This window comes from Halochromatium salexigens (assembly GCF_016653295.1).
Lineage (GTDB): Bacteria > Pseudomonadota > Gammaproteobacteria > Chromatiales > Chromatiaceae > Lamprobacter > Lamprobacter salexigens.
Genome location: NZ_NHSF01000059.1, coordinates 211,330 through 226,951, shown reverse-complemented (window position 1 = coordinate 226,951; position 15,622 = coordinate 211,330). Strand labels below are relative to the sequence as shown.

Here is a 15,622-nt window from a genome sequence, read left to right as displayed (position 1 = left end):
CGCGACGTGCGTCGGTACGATGCGTGTTCACCAGATCTTCATCGCGCGTCCATCCTCTCGCAACAAAGCCGCGCGACCATGGCGCCCACGCTAATAAATGAGGACCTGGGTGACATGAGTCAGGTGAAACATCTACGGCCGTTGAAATACCGGAGCATCTGGATCTCGGATGTGCATCTCGGGTTTCGCGGTTGTCAAGCCGATTTTCTGCTGAATTTCCTGCAATCGACCGAGTGCAAGCAGCTCTATCTGGTCGGCGACATCATCGACGTGTGGGCGATGAAAGGCGGGCTGTTCTGGCCGCAGGCGCACAACAATGTGGTGCGCGCGGTGTTGGACAAGGCGCGCAGCGGGACCGACGTGGTCTATGTGCCGGGCAACCATGATGAGATCCTGCGCGATCATCTCGGCTCCGAGTACGGCAATGTGCGCCTCTGCGATGAGCTGGTCCACACCACCGCCGACGGTCGCCAGTTCTTGATCCTGCACGGGGACAAGTTCGATCAGGTGGTGCAGAACGGGCGCTGGCTGGCGATGCTCGGCTCCCACCTCTACGATCTGTTGCTGTCGGCGAACCATCGGCTCAATGCCTTCCGGCGCCGCCTTGGGTTCGGCTATTGGTCGCTCGCCGCCTATCTGAAACATCGGGTCAAGAATGCCGTCAATTATATCGGCAACTTCGAGCAGGCCGTGGCCGACGAGGCGCGCCGCCGCGCTGTCGATGGCATGATCTGTGGGCACATCCACCACGCCGAGATCCGCGAGATCGATGGCGTGACCTACTGCAACTGCGGCGATTGGGTCGAGAGCTGCACGGCGCTGGTCGAGCATCACGATGGCACCATCGAGCTGCTGCGCTGGACCGAGGCGCAACAGGTACTGACCTCCGAGCAGCCGCAACCGATGCCGGTGCCTCGCCCGGCTGCCGCCGCCGCCGCGGTGGCCGCTCGGCTCGGCTGAGTGCCTTACCGCTCTCCTTCGCTGTCGCTGAGCAGCGCCCGATATCGGTCCCAGTCGAAGGCGGGACCGGGATCGGTCTTGCGTCCCGGGGCGATCTCCTGGTGTCCGGTGATGCGCGCCGCTGTGATCGCCGGATAACGCGCGCGAATTAACCTGGTGACCTGGGCAAGCCGTGTGTACTGGGCTTGCTGGAAGGGGATCGCGTCGCTGCCCTCGAGTTCGATGCCAATGCTGTAGTCGTTGCACTCGATCCGACCCTCGAACGCGGAGCGCCCGGCATGCCAGGCGCGCCGATCGAGTTCGACGAACTGGAGCAGCTCGCCATCGCGGCGGATCAGCAGGTGCGCGGAGACACGCAGCCCGGCGAGCGTGGCGAAGTAAGGGTGCGCCGAGCGATCGAGCCGATTTTGGAATAGCTGTTCGATCCAGGGGCCACCGAAATGCCCCGGGGGCAGGCTGATGTTGTGGATCACGAGCAGATCCGGCCCGCTACCAGGCGGGCGCTGGTCGGCATTGGGGGAGGGCCGCCAGCGGGCGATGTTCAGGCGACCAGCAGGGTCGATGGCGGGGGCGCTCGGATCAGTCATCGGTGTTGCATGTTCTCGCTGGTCTGGCGAGCCGCTTGAGTGGCCATCAGCCCGCACACTATGATCCCCGCCTATGCTAACCGTTCCGAGGATCTGATCCGATGCCCACCGCTGTACCGACCCCCGACCCGAACGCGGAGGTATTGTCTCGCTGCCTGCCGCCGCTGGACCTCATCGCGGCCCAGGTGCGCGATGCGCTGGCGGAGGATGTCGGCACCGGCGACCTGACCGCAGGCCTGCTGCCGGCGGAGGCAACCGCGCGCGCCGAGGTCATCACCCGCGAGGATGCGGTGCTCTGCGGCCGCGCCTGGTTCGATGAGGTCTTCCGTCAGCTCGACCCCGAGGTGAGCGTCGACTGGCAGGCGCGCGATGGCGAGTCGGTGCGGGCGGGGCAGCGGCTCTGCACCCTCGCGGGTCGCTTGCGCCCGCTCCTCACCGGCGAGCGGACCGCGCTCAATTGCCTGCAGTTGCTCTCTGGCACCGCGACCCGCGCGCGGCGCTATGCCGATGCGGTGGCCGGGCTGCCGGTGCGCATCCTGGATACGCGCAAGACGCTTCCGGGGCTGCGACGCCAGCAGAAGTATGCCGTTGTCTGCGGTGGCTGCGATAACCATCGTATGGGGCTGTTCGATGCGATCCTGATCAAGGAGAACCATATCAGCGCGGCCGGCTCGATCAGCGCCGCGATCGCGGCCGCGCGTCGTCTGACCGAGGATCTGACCGTGGGTATCCCGGTTGAGATCGAGGTCGAGTCCTTGGCTGGGCTGCGCGAGGCGCTGGAGGCTGGTGTGGAGCAGGTCTTGCTGGATAATTTTGACCTGCCGGAACTGAGACGCGCGGTTGAGTTGACGGCTGGACGCGCGCGGCTCGAGGCCTCCGGCGGCATCAGTCACGAGCGGTTACGGATGATCGCCGAGACCGGGGTCGATGCGATCTCGATCGGCGGGCTGACCAAGCATGTCGAGGCGGTCGATCTGTCGATGCGCTTGGTGACGCCCTCGGTCTGAGTCGAGAGGGCGGTTTGGATTGCGATTTGTCATATCTATCGCCGGGCGATGATAGATCGAGATTAGCGACTATAAATTTTAGAAAACGCTAATATAATGATCTCTGTTGTCGCAAGAAAGGCGGCGACGCTTGCAACCCAGACAAAATCGAGTTCGGAGAAAGATAGATGAAAAAGCTTGCTACTGCCGCAGCCGTTGCCGCTCTTCTTGGTGTGTCCGCGTCCGCCAACGCATGGTGGGGTGGTCCGGGTTACGGTGGCCCGGGCTATGGCAATGGTTGGGGCGACGGCATGGGCGACATGTTCAGTGACATGTTCGGCGATGGCTACGGCGACTTCAATATGAGCATGAGCGGCGGCGGTCACGGCTATGGTCGTGGGCGTGGTTACGGCTATGGCCGCGGCTACGGTGACGGCTATGGCTACGGCAACCCGTACTACGGCGGCTACGGCGCGCCCTACTATGGTGCCCCTTATGGCGCAGTCCCTTATGCGGCTCCCCAGGGTGCCATGCCTTATGGCGCACCGGCCGCTCCGGCCGCACCTGAAGCCAAATAAGCAGAGCCAGTCTCTCGCCTAACGGCCCAAGGCCCGGCGGCCGACCCTCTAGGGGGGCGGCCGCCGGGCTGTTTCGTTGGCGACTAGGCGACCAACAACAGGCTGCTATAGGCAAGGCCGAGCCCGATCGCCGAGGCGACCAGCACATCGGTGGGATAATGCAGGCCGAGCACGACCCGTGAGGCGGCGACCAGCAAGGTAAAAGGGATCAGCAGCCAACCAAGCTGCGGATAGTAGAACAGCGCGATCGTGGAAAAGTTGACCGCGTGCAGGGTGTGTCCGGACGGGAAGCTGTAGCGATCCAGCGGTGGCACGCTGGCGGCGATATCGGCCGCGTAGTGGCAGGGGCGTATGCGGCGGGTGCGACCCTTGAGGCTCTTGTAGAGGATCAGCGCAATGCCGCCCATCAGGAGCATGTGCACGGCGGCTTCGAGGCCGTCGAGTCCATCGACGACGGGTAGCACGGCGATCAGGCTATACCAGAAGACGCCATTGCCGAGCCGGCTGACGAGCGCGAAGGGGCGCAACAGCCAGGGTCGCTGATGCGCACGGTTCCAACGTCGGCAGAACGGTGTTTCGAGTTCATTCAGCAGTCGCAGGAATGGGTTCATGGCGCTCGCCCTGGTTGCCGGCGCAATCGATCACGGAGAACAGATGGTGCTCCAAATCGCGGATCACACGCTCCCAACTCAGCGTTTCTGCGGTGTGTCGCGCCTCTTGGCCAAGGCGTTTGAGCTGTTCAGGGTCGCTGACAGCCCGTTCAGCCTGCGCCAGGAACGCCGTGCGATCGGCCATGGGGACACTATAGCCGTTTTGGCCATGGTGTAAGTGCTCGCGTGCGGCGGCATAATCGAAGGCGATGGGCGCCAGGCCGCTGGCGAGCGCCTCGGTCAGCACATTGCCGAAGGTCTCGGTCAGGCTCGGAAACACGAACAGATCCGCCGAGGCGTAGTGCGCGGACAACGCCGCACCGACCTTGGCGCCGGTGTAGACATGGTCAGGATGCTGACGGCGTAGATGCGCCAGCTCGGGCCCGTCGCCGACCAGGACGCAGCGGCTGTCGGGCCGAGCGCGTCGAATCCGATCGAAGGCCTCGATCGCCAGATCGACGTGCTTCTCGGCGGCGATCCGGCCCACGTAGAGCGCCACCACCGTCGCATCATCGCACCCCCAGGAGGCGCGCAACGCTGTGCTTCGGTAGGTCGGGGAGAAGCGCTCGGTATCGACGCCACGGCTGAGCACATGCAGATTGCGAAATCCGGCCGCCGCAAGGTCGCGTTGCAAGGCGCGGGTTGGCACCAGGGTCGCACCGGAGTGGTTGTGGAAGCGCCTGAGCAGGCTGATGATCGGTTTCATCAGCAGGCCCACACCATAGTGGCTGCAGTACTGCTGGAACTGAGTATGGAATCCCGTCAGGCTGGGGATCCCGAGGCGCGTGGCGGCTCGCAGCGCGGCATGTCCGAGCGGACCCTCGGTGGCGATGTAGACCGCATCCGGGCGCGCCTCGCGCCAGCGCCGCTGCACGGCCCCGAGCGCCGGCAGGCCAAAGCGCAGGCCGCGATAACCCGGCAAGGGCACACCGCTGACGAGCAACTCCCGTGCCGGTGGCGCGTTGCGCCGATCCACCGGCTGGCGTGGGCGCACGAGGCTGACGTGGTGTCCGCGCCGCTCGAGGCCACGCGCGAGTTGTGCCAGGGTATTGGCGACGCCGTTGATCTCCGGCGGATAGGTTTCGGTGACCAGCGCGACATGGAGCCTTGATCGCGCATCCGTTGACCGGCGCGCCTGGACGCTGCCGCTGTCTGCATTCACGGCGTCGTGACCTCCGGGCCTCGCCGTTTGGCGGTTGCCCTGGCCACGATGGGCACCTCGAGTGCGTCCGCGATCTGCCTCTCGCACAGGGTCGCGAGCGTGCGTCGATCCAGGTCCGCGCCGACGATGGGCGCGAGGAAGTGCACCTGAGCCTCGGTCTTCGGCTGGCAGAGCACGCGCCAAAGACTCTCGACCAAGGTGTCATCATCGATGAACGGCGCGTTCAGATCGGGCTCGGCGTTGGTGCCATAGCGAATCGCCACCGGCTGCACGTCGACGCCCGGCTGCTGGCCCGCCGCGAGCAGTCGCGGGTAGAAGCCGCGCAGTTGACGGCCATCGCTGGTGGTGCCTTCGGCGAAGATGACGACGGGGCGCTGCTCGCGCATGCGCGTCTCGATGCGCTCGATGAGATCGGCGGTCTGATTGCCGCCCCGGGTGATGAAGAGCGTGCCGATTTGCGCGGCCATCCAGCCGATCAACGGCCACTGGCGAATCTCGGCCTTGGAGAGGAAACCGACCGGCCCGAGCGCGCCGAGCACGGGGATATCGAGCCAGGAGATGTGATTGGCGATGATCAGCGCGCTCTTGGCTTGCTGGCCTTCGACGCGCATCCGCAGACCGAGGATCGGCGTGACGCGCCGAAACCACCACTGAACGATGGCGGGAGTGGCGGCACTGGAGCCGCCAAGGCGGCGCCAAAGGCCCATGCCGAGTACGATCACCGCGCCCAGCGCATTGAGCGCGATCAGCGCCAGCAGACGTGCACTGGCACGCAGATGCGGGATGAGTGTCTCAAGCATCAAGCAGTCCTCGATGAGCGCGCGTCTAGATCCGTTCCAGGAAGTGGCGCGCATAACTGGGATTGAGCGAACACAGATCGAGCAGCATCAGGATGTCGCCGACCTCGAAATCCGGATCGCGACAGGGTTCGCCGCAGGCGAGCGCGCCGAGGCGCACATAGCCTTTGAGCAGCGCCGGCAACGGGGCATCCAACACATCATCAGCCCCTGCCGTGGCGTGTAAGGGCGCGCGCGGTGTCACCCGCAAGTGTTCCGGTGCCATGGCCTGGCGCCGCAGCCGATTCATGATGGCGGCGGCTTGGCAGTCGTTCTCGCCTAGCGGCACGCTGGCGCAACCGAACAGGTAATCGACCTGATGCTGTTGGATGTAGTGCGCCACCCCGGACCAGAGCACGGCGATGACCGAGCCGTGCCGGCATTCCGGCGAGACGCAGGTGCGTCCCAGCTCCAGCAGGCGGCCAGGCAGCGAGGGGATCGCGCCGAGGTCGAATTCGCTCTCCGAATAGAAGCGCCCGAGGCGCTCGGCACCGCGATCGTTCAACAGCCGGGTGCAGCCGACCACACGATTGCCCTTGGTCTCGCGCACCAGCAGGTGTTCGCATTCGGCATCGAACTCATCGATGTCCAGGCCATGCTCGCCCGGCTTGAGCGTGGCGCCCAGCTCTTCTGCGAAGACGCGATAGCGCAACGCCTGCGCCTCACGCACTGCGTGCGGTGAATCAGCCAGCTCGACGAATAGACGCTCACCGCGTTTGATACTTAGAGCAGGTGCGCTCGCTCCCATGTTCTCTCCGACCATCGCAACGGGGTAACTTGACAGTTTAACGAAGACGCATGTCGATCCGATGGCTCGAGCATGACGAATCGATGACAGTCTGCGCACTCGATGCTTGCCGCGGCGCCCTCAGTCGCGCAGCGAGCGAATCGGCCAGCCGCGCTCCTGGGCAATCGCGGCTAACCTCGGATCGGGGTCGATGGCGACCGGAAAATCGACCGTCTCGAGCAAGGGTAAGTCGTTGATCGAGTCACTATAGAACGTGCTGCCGGTCAATGTCGCCTGATGCGTGGCCAGCCACTGGCGCAAGCGCTCGACCTTGCCTTCGCGAAACGCCGGTGGTCCGATGACCTCGCCGGTATAGCGTCCCGCCGCGCGCGCGGGCTCGGTGGCAATCAGGTGCTCGATGCCGAACCGGGCGGCGATGGGGGCGGTGACGAAGGCATTGGTGGCGGTGATGATCATGAGCGTATCACCCGCGCGGCGATGCTGCTCGACCAGCGCGCATGCCGCAGTGAGGATGATGGGCTCGATACGCTCGCGTATGAAGCCCTCTCGCCACTGCTTGAGCGTCTCTACGGGATGCTGACGGAGCGGCGCGAGCGAGAAGCGTAGAAAGGCGTCGATATCCAGACACCCCGCGCGATAGTCATCGAAAAACTGTTGGTTGGAGCGCTCGTAGTGATCGCCGTCGACGACACCTAAATCGATCAGATGGCGGCCCCAAAGGTAGTCTGAATCACCGGCGAGCAGGGTGTTATCAAGGTCGAAGAGGGCAAGAGGCATAGCGGTTGCTCAAGGGCTGGTTGGCGATGGTGCGCAATAATCGTGGATCTCGCCGTGCGGGCTCGACTCTCCGCGGGCGAGGCGGGTTCGATATGGAGATATGGATCACTTGGGTGTGCGGCATTTGAAGCCGCTGGGTAGAGTATGGAAGAATGCGATGGAAACGTAACAAGGTACAGCAACTTGATCGACGGGGACGGTTTCCGGCCAAACGTCGGCATCATCTTGAGCAACGCGGAGCGGCGTCTCTTTTGGGGACGTCGTGTCGGGCAGAATGCGTGGCAATTCCCGCAGGGGGGGATCAAGTCCGACGAGACCCCGCTCGAGGCGATGTATCGGGAATTGGAGGAGGAGGTTGGCCTGCTGCCAGGGCAGGTCAAGGTCCTTGGCTGCACGCGCGGCTGGCTTCGCTACCGTTTGCCGAAGCGCTTCATCCGCCGTCACTGCGGTCCGATCTGCATCGGCCAGAAGCAAGTCTGGTACATGCTGCGGATTCAGTGCGGTGAGGGGGATTTTTGCCTCGATCGCAGCGAGAAGCCCGAGTTCGATGCCTGGCGCTGGGTTCGCTACTGGTATCCAGTGAAGGATGTGGTCTATTTCAAACGCCGGGTCTATGAGCGCGCCTTACAAGAACTGGCGCCGTTGCTCTATCCGGACGGGGCGCCGGCGCAGGATCTGCTCTCGCCGCAAGCGTTGCAAGGCAGCCGCGGTTATCTTCGCCAGCGACGGCGATAGCCACGTGGCCGATGAGTTGTCTGCCTGTTAGTTGTCAGCCTGCAGTGGGAGCCCCTTACCTGGGTTCAGGATGCCGTTTGGATCGAATTGAGCCTTGATAGCCCGCATCAGGGCGAGTGCCGGTGGGTCGATTTCGCGGGCGACGAAGTCGCGCTTCTCGAGCCCTACCCCGTGCTCGCCGGAGAGGGTGCCACCGAGCGCGATCACGAGCTCGAAGACACCATCTAAGCACAGAGCCGCGCGCGCCATCTCATCGGTATCGTCCGGATTGACGAGTAGGTTGACATGGATGTTGCCGTTGCCGGCGTGACCGAAGTTGACGATGCGAATGCGATGCTCGCGTGCGAGCCGCTCCAATCCATCGATGAACGGTGCGATGCGCGAGACCGGCACCACGACGTCTTCATTGATCTTTTTTGGCGCCACATGCCGCAGCGCCGGCGACAGTGCTTTCCGGGTGCGCCAGAGCGCGGCGATCTGTTCCCGCTCCCGAGCGACGCTGAGTTCGAGCAAGCCCGGGTTGCGTGCGGCTGCGGCTACCGTGTCGGCAATGCTCGAAACGCATTGTTCGGGGCCGTCGACCTCGATCATGAGCAGTGCGCCGGTCTCGGCGCTCACGCCGAGGTCCGAGAACTGGCGCACCATCTCGATTGCCGCGGCGTCCATGAATTCGAGTGCGCGGGGCGTGATCGGCTGCGCCATGATTGCGGCCACCGCATCGGCTGCGGCATGGATATCCCGATAGGTCGCGCGCAGGGTTTGCTTGGCATCGGCGATGGGGGTGAGCTTCAGGGTTGCCTCGGTGACCAAGGCTAGCGTGCCCTCCGAACCGATGATGAGTCGGGTCAGGTCGTAGCCGACCACGCCCTTGGTGGTCAGCACGCCGGTGCGGATGAGCTGTCCGCTGCCGGTCACCGCAGCGAGGCTAAGGGTGTTCTCGCGGGGGGTGCCATATTTCACGGCTTTTGGCCCGGCCGAGTTGTACGCCAGATTGCCACCGATGGTGCAAACTGCGGCGCTAGTCGGATCGGGCGGCCAAAAGAAGCCATGCTCGCCGAGGACGCGCTGAAGGTTATCGTTAATGACACCGGGCTCGACCACCGCCAGGCGATTGGCCGGGTCGATGCGCAGGATGCGATTCATGCGCTCGAACGCGATGACGATACCATTGCGCTCGGGCACGGTGGCGCCGGTGGTACCCGTGCCGAGCCCGCGTGCGGTGACCGGCAATCCTTGCTGCTGTGCGAGTTGGACGACGGCCTGGACTTGCGCTGCGTTGGTGACGAAGGCGACCGCTGCGGGCAGACTTTGCCGACGGCTGTTGTCGTATCCATAAGGCCAGCAATCGGCAGCATCGACAAGCAGGGCGTCGGCGCCGACGATGGCGGCTAGGGCTTTGGTGATGCTGTCAGAGAGAGGCATCAATGTACTCGAACATCTTCACCACGCGCTCGACGCCGGGTAACCGGCGCACGATCTCGGTGGTCGTCTCGGCCTCCTTGCGCGTGACAAGCCCCATCAGAAAAACCACGCCGTTCTCGGTGACGATCTTGACGCGGGTCGCATCGAAGTCTTCGATGCCGCGTCCGCCACCGATGGCGATTTTGGCCCGCGAGGTGATGAGCGCGTCTCGGCTTTCTTGTGCGAGTGAAATCGGCGGCCCAACCTGGACTTCGTTGTAAACCTGCTCGACCTTCGGCAAGCGACTGACAACCTTGGCGAACTGCTGGCTGACCTCGGCGCTTTCGGCTTGACCTGTTAGCAGCACTCGGTAGTTGTAGCTGGTGATCGAGATGCGGCTCGCTCGCCTAATCTCGGTATTCTGGAGGAAGCGATGCTTGGCCTTGAGTTCGATCATCTCGTCATCCATGACAGTGGCCGCCGAGCGGCGCTCGTGGATCACCGAGGCGCCATAGGCGGTTCCGACCACAGCGGCGGGGGCACAACCCTGTAGCAAGGGTACAAGAGCGATGGCGATGGCCATCAGCGCTGGCGTGACGGCGTTAAGAGCGAGCGACAAAGGCATGACGAATCCACGTGAGGGCCCCAGCACCATCGATGGCGACGACATCGAAACGGCAGGGGAGTGCGATGGGGTGGCGCTGCAGATAATAGGCTGCGGCTGCGCTGAGGCGAGCCTGCTTGCGCGAGTCGATGCTCGCGGCGGCACCACCAAAGCGTCCCGATGCCCGAAATCGGACCTCGACGAAGACTAACGTGTCGCCATCGCGCATGACCAAATCCAGCTCGCCGCGTTTGCAGCGCACGTTGCTGGCAATATGGTGTAACCCCTGGTGCTCCAGATAATCACGCGCTTGGCGCTCCTTGGTGTCGCCGAGCTGTTTGCGCCAGGGCGTTGCCGTCGTAGTCAAGATCGAATCCTTATCGTGCCTGCTAGTCGCGCGCGGCCTCAATCATCGGTGGCCCGATGGGCGGGGCCACTGATGCCTGCCGGTCTGATGATCCCCGAGGTGGTGAAACGTGCTAGCGTCAATTGCCGTCGCACCTGACCGCGTGAGTCGAGGCTCAGCCCGCCGGTCTCCCCGGGAAAGAAGGTTCCGGGCTGCTGGCGCATCTCGGAGACGCGCGGGGCGAGCCGGTAGGCATCGATGCCCATCGCATAGAGCCTTGCGAGCGGACTGCTGACATTGCTCAGGGTTCCACGCAGGGCCTGACGCGAGAGTCTGTCGGAGCGTTGCTGGTCGAGCAGCCAGGGGATGTCGACGAAGTAGAGTCCCGCCAAGGCCTGATCCTGGGCCGGTTTGAAGGTGCCGTCGTAGACATGCGAGGTCGCGATGACCGGGACCTCGACACCAGTGAACCGCAAAGCCTCCCAAAGCGGGGTAACGTCCTTCGTCGTGGCGACCAGGAGCACCACCTGCGCATCGCCGCGCGCCACGGATTCGGCAGCCTCGCTGATCGAGCCATAGCTTGGTTGTGCGACCAGGGTTCCGCCAAGTGCCTGCCATTGGCTGCGGAACGCTTTCGCCATGCGTGTTCCCCAGGGGCTCTGCGGATAGAGGAGTGCCGCGCGTTTGAGCCCAGCCGCGAAGGCGTAATTAGCGGCGTTCGCGGCCTCGTCTTCCGGGGCGAGCGAGAATTGGAACAGGTTCCAGGTTGTCGCGCCGTCAACTCGATTGAGGGCCAGCGTGGGCACGGGTAGCGAGCCTTGGTCGGCAATCGCGGTGACGGATGATTTTTTCACGGGCCCGATCACGAGATCGGCGCCGGCGAGGTTCTCCCGCGACGATGCCGAAACCCTGTCCGGCCGGAAGCGGAGCACTGGCCGCGTCCCACTACGATCGGCGTCATAGGCAGCCATAATGCCTTCTCTGAGGATGTTGCCGGCAGTGCTGAAGTGCCCCTCTGTGGGGAGAAGAACGAGGGCTTCGGTGTTCGCTGCATAGCTGCCGGCGAGACGCGCGAAGTAGGTGGTCTCGAGCCTGGGAAGGGCCGGATGGCGCGGCGTGCGCTGACGCCAGTCGCGCAGGCTGGCATCAAGCGCCGACGAGGGCGTACTCTTGCCGGCGAGCAACTGGGCCAGCTCGACCCAGCCGCGCAGCCGCCCGGTAGTGGAGTCCGTGGCCTGCGCGAGACTAGCCTGATTCATGCTGGTCAGAGTAAAGAGCAGCGAGATCTGGTTGTCCATGCGCGCATCGGCGGCGTCGAGCAGCCGATCGAGCTGATCGAGCTGCTCGGCTGCGCGTATAGGCTGATTGCTCAGTCTGTAGGCGGCCGCCAGGGAACCGAGATATTGCTTCTTTAGGCGCGCTGGGAGCGTGCCTTGACTGACGCGATCGAGGGTGTTGATCGCCTCCGTCGCGCGGCCGCGACTCAGCGCGACATCGGCCTGCAGCAGCAGCGCGAGCTGGCGTTGCGAGGCGGTTAATGCCGATTGATCAAGCGTCAGGAGGAGGCGTTGCGCGCGTCGTGCGTCGCCCGCTTGAAGCAGCGCGGCGGCGGCTTCGATCTCGAGCTGTTGGCGTGCCGGCGCAGAGGCGGTTTCGGCGAGCGCCAGATAGGCGTCGGCCGCCGCGCCTGGTTGATCGTTGCGCTCTAGTCTGCGTGCTTCAGCGAGTGCATTGGGCGGCAAGGTGTCGAGTAAACGCTCGGCGTCCTTGACGGGATCGATGGCGCAGCCGGCAATCAGGCTGGCGCCGATGATCAGTACTAGGGCGGTGCGCCGCACGAGTGGGCGGCCGCGCTTGGCCTTTGCGTGGAAGCTCGAACGGCTTGAGCGCCTCATTGGAGGAGATGTTTGTTGAAGCTGCCGACCGAGACGCTGAGCAAGCATCATGCACTCCTGTAAAGAAACCGATGAGACCGAGCAGCAGGGAGATCGTTCGCTTGGATACTATACGTGGTGGCTGAAGAGCTCGGCAATCGAGCACACCGGCCCCTCCAGGGGGCAGCAGAGGATGTGAACTCGGGGCATCACCAAGCGCTGTCAGAGAACATCGAGCGCAGATTATGGTCTAGCGGCAGGCTGAGGTTCGCTGTCGCCAAGACGATGGCATCCCGGGTTCGAACCACCCGCACGCTGACGTAGACACGATGATCGCCCAGCGCATAGGTTCCCATCAGGATCGAGTTGGCAGAATAAGCCTCCTTGAGGCGTTTGACCTCGCGCGAGAGGATCAGCTCGCCGAGTCGCTCCTCGATGAAGAGGCTATCGCGCATCTTCACCTCCCGCATGTGGATACCCGCCTGAGACAGGGCTGAGGCGAAGAGTTCGGAGCTGATGCGCCCGAAGGTCGAGGAAACGCGCAGATCATTGATGTCGACGAAGGTTGCGGCGATCATTGGATCGTGCTGTGACAGCTCAGGGTTGACGCTCAGTAAGCGTTTGGCGGCAGCGCTGATTTCGGCGGAGAGGTTTGTCGACTCATAGGGCTGCGTGTAAGAGGAGCGCGTATAGGTACTGTAAGGGGCGCTGGAAGCCGGTATACAACCAGCCAACAGCAGACCGAGCAGGCTTGTTAGAAGGCCGAGCCAGACTCGGCGAGTGCTGAAGGTGGGGAGCGTTGATTGCTTCATCACTGGCCCCTTACCACTGATTATCCAGGGCCACGCGGGGCACGGGTGGTGGTTTCGGGACTCGATGGGGCGCATAGTGTCGGCGATCGCCCTGGTTGATGTAATAGATGTTGGAGGAAGAATAGAGAACGCGTTCGTTATCGGTGATTTCGGTGGTAATGATGACTTCCTCATCACCCACGGAGGCCCAGCTCCCACTGGTGACGTCCGACGCCACGACCGGCGGTATGAGTGCCAGCCCCGCATTACTTGAGGGCGCCACCAGCACGGAGACGCCAGAGGCGAAGGCGGCCAGGGTCATCATCCCTGGGTAGGGACGAATGAACCCCCGGTCGGAGTGGTGGATCACCTCGACGTCGAAATCGACAGTGACAGCGCCTCTTGGCCGCTTCTTGACGATGGCGCCCCCGGAGACCAGCTCGCTGGTGAGCAGGGCGTGATAGCCGCGCGCGAATTCGCCGCTGGTGTGATCATGGCGCTCGGGCAGGTACAACGGCGTCGCGCGCAGATGCTGCTGCTGCAGGATGCCCTTGGCTTCATATTCGGCCAGCACCTGCCAATGGTGAGCCGCTTGCATGCGCTGCTGCTCGCTATAGGGATAGGTTTTCGCCATCGGCACTTGGGCGGCGTTGGTGTAGAAGCAGCCGCTCAGGGCAAGGCTGATCGCAATGATAATGGCGACAAGGGCGAGTCGTGATAGGGACACCAGCATCTCCTGTTGCTTGGGTCGAATGCCCTGGCTTCCCCACCTGATCTCCCAGGCCCCTAGGAGGGGAACGCGTTGTGCAGGCATCATGCACTCTTGTGAGAAGAAAACAACGAGACCGACCGGTAGGGGGACTGATTTGGCTGGGATACTATACGTGGTGGCGACACCGATCGGCAATCGTGAGGATTTTAGCCCACGCGCACAGATGGTGCTGGCCGAGGCCGATGTCATCGCTTGCGAGGACACCCGTCACAGCCGTCCGTTGCTCGCGGCCTTTGGCATCGCTGGCGAGCTGTTGTCCTATCACGAGCACAACGAGGATCAGGTGGCTCCGCGCCTGCTGCAGCGACTGCGCGCCGGCGAGACGGTGGCGCTGATCAGTGATGCCGGCACACCGCTGATCAGCGATCCCGGCTTCTTGCTGGTGCGCGCCGCGCGCGAGCAGGGTCTCCGGGTCGAGCCGATCCCAGGCCCCTGCGCCGCGATCTGCGCCCTGTCGGCAGCCGGATTGCCGAGTGATCGTTTCCTGTTTGTTGGCTTCCCGCCGCGCACGAGCGCTCAACGGTTGGCCTGGTGTCAAGGCTTCGCCAAGGAGCCGGGCACCCTGATCTGCTACGAGAGCGCGCGCCGCGCCGCCGCGACCCTCGCTGATCTCGCCGAGGGCCTGGGCGCGCAACGCCGCGCCGTGGTCGCGCGCGAGCTGACCAAGCGCTTCGAGACCTTTCTCGCCGATCGCCTCGACAAGCTCGCCGAGCAGGTGGCCGCGAATCCCGAGCAGCAGCTCGGCGAGTTGGTGATCATGATCGAGGGCGACGCGCGCGGCGACGATGAACGCGAGCGCGCCGAGCAACGGCGCGTACTCCAACTCTTGGCGGCCGAGCTGCCGTTGAAGCAGGCGGCGGCGCTGACCGCAGCCATCACCGGCGGCGCGCGTAATCAATTGTATCAGGCCGCCTTGGTGGCGCGAGATGAGGCCGGTGGGTGACCGAGTGTGTCGCTGCCATGGCCAGGTTGGCCGTGAGAGGCTAAACTGCAGCTGGGAGTCGGCCGGACAGTCGCGGCTTGGCGTCAGCGTCAGGCGGAGGAAAGTCCGGGCTCCATCGGGCAGGGTGCCAGGTAACGCCTGGGGGGCGAGAGCCTACGGACAGTGCCGCAGAAAACAAACCGCCAACCCCGCGCGAGCGGGCGGTAAGGGTGAAAAGGTGCGGTAAGAGCGCACCGCGTCGGTGGCAACATGCGACGGCACGGTAAACCCCACCCGGAGCAAGACCAAATAGGGGAGCGAGCAGCCTCGGCTGCAACATGCGGCCCGCATGGGCTCCCGGGTAGGTCGCTCGAGGCGCGGGGTGACCCGCGTCCCAGATGAATGACTGTTCACGACAGAACCCGGCTTACAGGCCGGCTCCCGATCCTCTCCACGCATGCTGGTGGTGAAGCCGCGTTTTTTCCTTTTCTGAGTGGAAACGCTCAGGTATCATAGTCTGTTACGTTTGGTTGGTGCATGCGCGCCTGCCAGCATCCAGTCTTTCCGACAAAGCGAGTATTTGGATCAATAGCGATGGTCAAGATCAGACTCACCCGTGGCGGCGCCAAGAAGCGTCCGTTCTACCAAATCGTCGTCACCGACATCCGTAAGGCACGGGATGGCGGTTGCATTGAGCGCCTGGGCTTCTTCAATCCCTGCGCCATTGGTGGTGAGAGCCGCCTGCGCGTCGATCGCGCGCGCGCTCAACATTGGCTCGAGCAGGGTGCACAGCCGTCCGAGCGCGTGACCAAGTTGCTCAAGGAAGCCGCGAAGGACGCCGACGTCGCGGTTGCCACTTAACAGCGCGCCGCGCGCATCCGCGTCGCTGCTGA

The 15,622-nt window shown here is 64.0% G+C and carries 18 protein-coding genes and 1 other RNA gene; 7 read left to right on the top strand and 12 right to left on the bottom strand.

Translation table 11 applies throughout. The annotated features are described in order from the left end of the window. Positions 1-114 precede the first annotated feature (114 nt). The gene (locus CCR82_RS10910) at positions 115-960 is read left to right on the top strand and encodes a UDP-2,3-diacylglucosamine diphosphatase (protein WP_201245817.1); all 846 of its coding nucleotides are present in this window, start codon (positions 115-117) and stop codon (positions 958-960) included. A gap of 5 nt (positions 961-965) precedes the next feature. Here CCR82_RS10910 and ampD read toward each other — a convergent pair whose 3' ends face one another. Continuing rightward, positions 966-1,547: a 1,6-anhydro-N-acetylmuramyl-L-alanine amidase AmpD gene (gene ampD / locus CCR82_RS10905; protein WP_201245816.1), complete on the bottom strand. Its 582-nt coding sequence runs from the start codon at positions 1,545-1,547 to the stop codon at positions 966-968. Between the two features lie 101 nt (positions 1,548-1,648). Here ampD and nadC point away from each other — a divergent pair, with 101 nt between their 5' ends. Both nadC and CCR82_RS10895 read left to right on the top strand, forming a co-directional pair. Further along, the gene (gene nadC / locus CCR82_RS10900) at positions 1,649-2,554 is read left to right on the top strand and encodes a carboxylating nicotinate-nucleotide diphosphorylase (RefSeq protein ID WP_201245815.1); all 906 of its coding nucleotides are present in this window, start codon (positions 1,649-1,651) and stop codon (positions 2,552-2,554) included. Between the two features lie 167 nt (positions 2,555-2,721). Next, positions 2,722-3,111: a sulfur globule family protein gene (locus CCR82_RS10895; protein WP_201245814.1), complete on the top strand. Its 390-nt coding sequence runs from the start codon at positions 2,722-2,724 to the stop codon at positions 3,109-3,111. An 83-nt stretch (positions 3,112-3,194) separates the two neighbouring features. Here the strand turns inward: CCR82_RS10895 and CCR82_RS10890 are convergent, their stop codons facing one another. From CCR82_RS10890 to CCR82_RS10870, 5 genes are all read right to left on the bottom strand, one after another. Further along, positions 3,195-3,722: a phosphatase PAP2 family protein gene (locus tag CCR82_RS10890; protein ID WP_201245813.1), complete on the bottom strand. Its 528-nt coding sequence runs from the start codon at positions 3,720-3,722 to the stop codon at positions 3,195-3,197. Next, the gene (locus tag CCR82_RS10885; RefSeq protein ID WP_201245812.1) at positions 3,694-4,923 is read right to left on the bottom strand and encodes a glycosyltransferase; all 1,230 of its coding nucleotides are present in this window, start codon (positions 4,921-4,923) and stop codon (positions 3,694-3,696) included. The genes CCR82_RS10890 and CCR82_RS10885 overlap by 29 nt, the downstream gene beginning before the upstream one ends. Next, the gene (locus CCR82_RS10880) at positions 4,920-5,723 is read right to left on the bottom strand and encodes a lysophospholipid acyltransferase family protein (protein WP_201245811.1); all 804 of its coding nucleotides are present in this window, start codon (positions 5,721-5,723) and stop codon (positions 4,920-4,922) included. The genes CCR82_RS10885 and CCR82_RS10880 overlap by 4 nt, the downstream gene beginning before the upstream one ends. A gap of 25 nt (positions 5,724-5,748) precedes the next feature. Then, entirely contained in the window at positions 5,749-6,507 is a 759-nt protein-coding gene (locus CCR82_RS10875; protein ID WP_201245810.1) for a GNAT family N-acetyltransferase, read from the bottom strand. Positions 6,508-6,627: 120 nt separating this feature from the next. Next, complete coding sequence (locus CCR82_RS10870) at positions 6,628-7,284, bottom strand: histidinol-phosphatase (protein WP_201245809.1); 657 nt, start codon at positions 7,282-7,284, stop codon at positions 6,628-6,630. A gap of 183 nt (positions 7,285-7,467) precedes the next feature. Here CCR82_RS10870 and CCR82_RS10865 point away from each other — a divergent pair, with 183 nt between their 5' ends. Then, positions 7,468-8,019, top strand: a complete 552-nt coding sequence (locus CCR82_RS10865) for an RNA pyrophosphohydrolase (RefSeq protein WP_201245808.1) — start codon at positions 7,468-7,470, stop codon at positions 8,017-8,019. A 27-nt stretch (positions 8,020-8,046) separates the two neighbouring features. On the opposite strand, the gene CCR82_RS10860 is transcribed toward CCR82_RS10865, so the two are convergent. The 6 genes from CCR82_RS10860 to CCR82_RS10835 form a co-directional block, all read right to left on the bottom strand. Continuing rightward, a complete protein-coding gene (locus tag CCR82_RS10860) occupies positions 8,047-9,441 on the bottom strand; it encodes an FAD-binding oxidoreductase (RefSeq protein WP_201245807.1) in 1,395 nt (464 codons plus the stop codon). Beyond that, the gene (locus tag CCR82_RS10855) at positions 9,428-10,045 is read right to left on the bottom strand and encodes a BON domain-containing protein (RefSeq protein ID WP_242513407.1); all 618 of its coding nucleotides are present in this window, start codon (positions 10,043-10,045) and stop codon (positions 9,428-9,430) included. The genes CCR82_RS10860 and CCR82_RS10855 overlap by 14 nt, the downstream gene beginning before the upstream one ends. Further along, complete coding sequence (locus tag CCR82_RS10850; RefSeq protein ID WP_207190975.1) at positions 10,023-10,391, bottom strand: YraN family protein; 369 nt, start codon at positions 10,389-10,391, stop codon at positions 10,023-10,025. The genes CCR82_RS10855 and CCR82_RS10850 overlap by 23 nt, the downstream gene beginning before the upstream one ends. A 38-nt stretch (positions 10,392-10,429) precedes the next feature. Further along, the gene (locus CCR82_RS10845; RefSeq protein WP_201245806.1) at positions 10,430-12,265 is read right to left on the bottom strand and encodes a penicillin-binding protein activator; all 1,836 of its coding nucleotides are present in this window, start codon (positions 12,263-12,265) and stop codon (positions 10,430-10,432) included. 188 nt (positions 12,266-12,453) lie between these two features. Next, positions 12,454-13,056, bottom strand: coding sequence for a FlgO family outer membrane protein (locus CCR82_RS10840; RefSeq protein ID WP_201245805.1), 603 nt, complete (start codon positions 13,054-13,056; stop codon positions 12,454-12,456). Between the two features lie 10 nt (positions 13,057-13,066). Then, the gene (locus CCR82_RS10835) at positions 13,067-13,762 is read right to left on the bottom strand and encodes a hypothetical protein (RefSeq protein WP_201245804.1); all 696 of its coding nucleotides are present in this window, start codon (positions 13,760-13,762) and stop codon (positions 13,067-13,069) included. A gap of 88 nt (positions 13,763-13,850) precedes the next feature. Here CCR82_RS10835 and rsmI point away from each other — a divergent pair, with 88 nt between their 5' ends. The 3 genes from rsmI to rpsP all read left to right on the top strand — a co-directional run bounded on the left by rsmI (position 13,851) and on the right by rpsP (position 15,590). Further along, positions 13,851-14,750, top strand: a complete 900-nt coding sequence (rsmI, locus tag CCR82_RS10830) for a 16S rRNA (cytidine(1402)-2'-O)-methyltransferase (RefSeq protein WP_201245803.1) — start codon at positions 13,851-13,853, stop codon at positions 14,748-14,750. Between the two features lie 54 nt (positions 14,751-14,804). Continuing rightward, positions 14,805-15,175: RNase P RNA component class A (gene rnpB, locus CCR82_RS10825), an RNA gene on the top strand. A gap of 148 nt (positions 15,176-15,323) precedes the next feature. Next, the gene (gene rpsP, locus CCR82_RS10820; RefSeq protein ID WP_201245802.1) at positions 15,324-15,590 is read left to right on the top strand and encodes a 30S ribosomal protein S16; all 267 of its coding nucleotides are present in this window, start codon (positions 15,324-15,326) and stop codon (positions 15,588-15,590) included. Positions 15,591-15,622 lie beyond the last annotated feature (32 nt).

Coding starts and splice junctions, on each gene's coding strand:
- CCR82_RS10910 (WP_201245817.1), top strand. CDS start 115: ATGAGTCAGGTGAAACATCTACGGCCGTTGAAATACCGGAGCATCTGG.
- ampD (WP_201245816.1), bottom strand. CDS start 1,547: ATGACTGATCCGAGCGCCCCCGCCATCGACCCTGCTGGTCGCCTGAAC.
- nadC (WP_201245815.1), top strand. CDS start 1,649: ATGCCCACCGCTGTACCGACCCCCGACCCGAACGCGGAGGTATTGTCT.
- CCR82_RS10895 (WP_201245814.1), top strand. CDS start 2,722: ATGAAAAAGCTTGCTACTGCCGCAGCCGTTGCCGCTCTTCTTGGTGTG.
- CCR82_RS10890 (WP_201245813.1), bottom strand. CDS start 3,722: ATGAACCCATTCCTGCGACTGCTGAATGAACTCGAAACACCGTTCTGC.
- CCR82_RS10880 (WP_201245811.1), bottom strand. CDS start 5,723: ATGCTTGAGACACTCATCCCGCATCTGCGTGCCAGTGCACGTCTGCTG.
- CCR82_RS10875 (WP_201245810.1), bottom strand. CDS start 6,507: ATGGGAGCGAGCGCACCTGCTCTAAGTATCAAACGCGGTGAGCGTCTA.
- CCR82_RS10870 (WP_201245809.1), bottom strand. CDS start 7,284: ATGCCTCTTGCCCTCTTCGACCTTGATAACACCCTGCTCGCCGGTGAT.
- CCR82_RS10860 (WP_201245807.1), bottom strand. CDS start 9,441: ATGCCTCTCTCTGACAGCATCACCAAAGCCCTAGCCGCCATCGTCGGC.
- CCR82_RS10855 (WP_242513407.1), bottom strand. CDS start 10,045: ATGCCTTTGTCGCTCGCTCTTAACGCCGTCACGCCAGCGCTGATGGCC.
- CCR82_RS10845 (WP_201245806.1), bottom strand. CDS start 12,265: ATGAGGCGCTCAAGCCGTTCGAGCTTCCACGCAAAGGCCAAGCGCGGC.
- CCR82_RS10840 (WP_201245805.1), bottom strand. CDS start 13,056: ATGAAGCAATCAACGCTCCCCACCTTCAGCACTCGCCGAGTCTGGCTC.
- rsmI (WP_201245803.1), top strand. CDS start 13,851: ATGCACTCTTGTGAGAAGAAAACAACGAGACCGACCGGTAGGGGGACT.
- rpsP (WP_201245802.1), top strand. CDS start 15,324: ATGGTCAAGATCAGACTCACCCGTGGCGGCGCCAAGAAGCGTCCGTTC.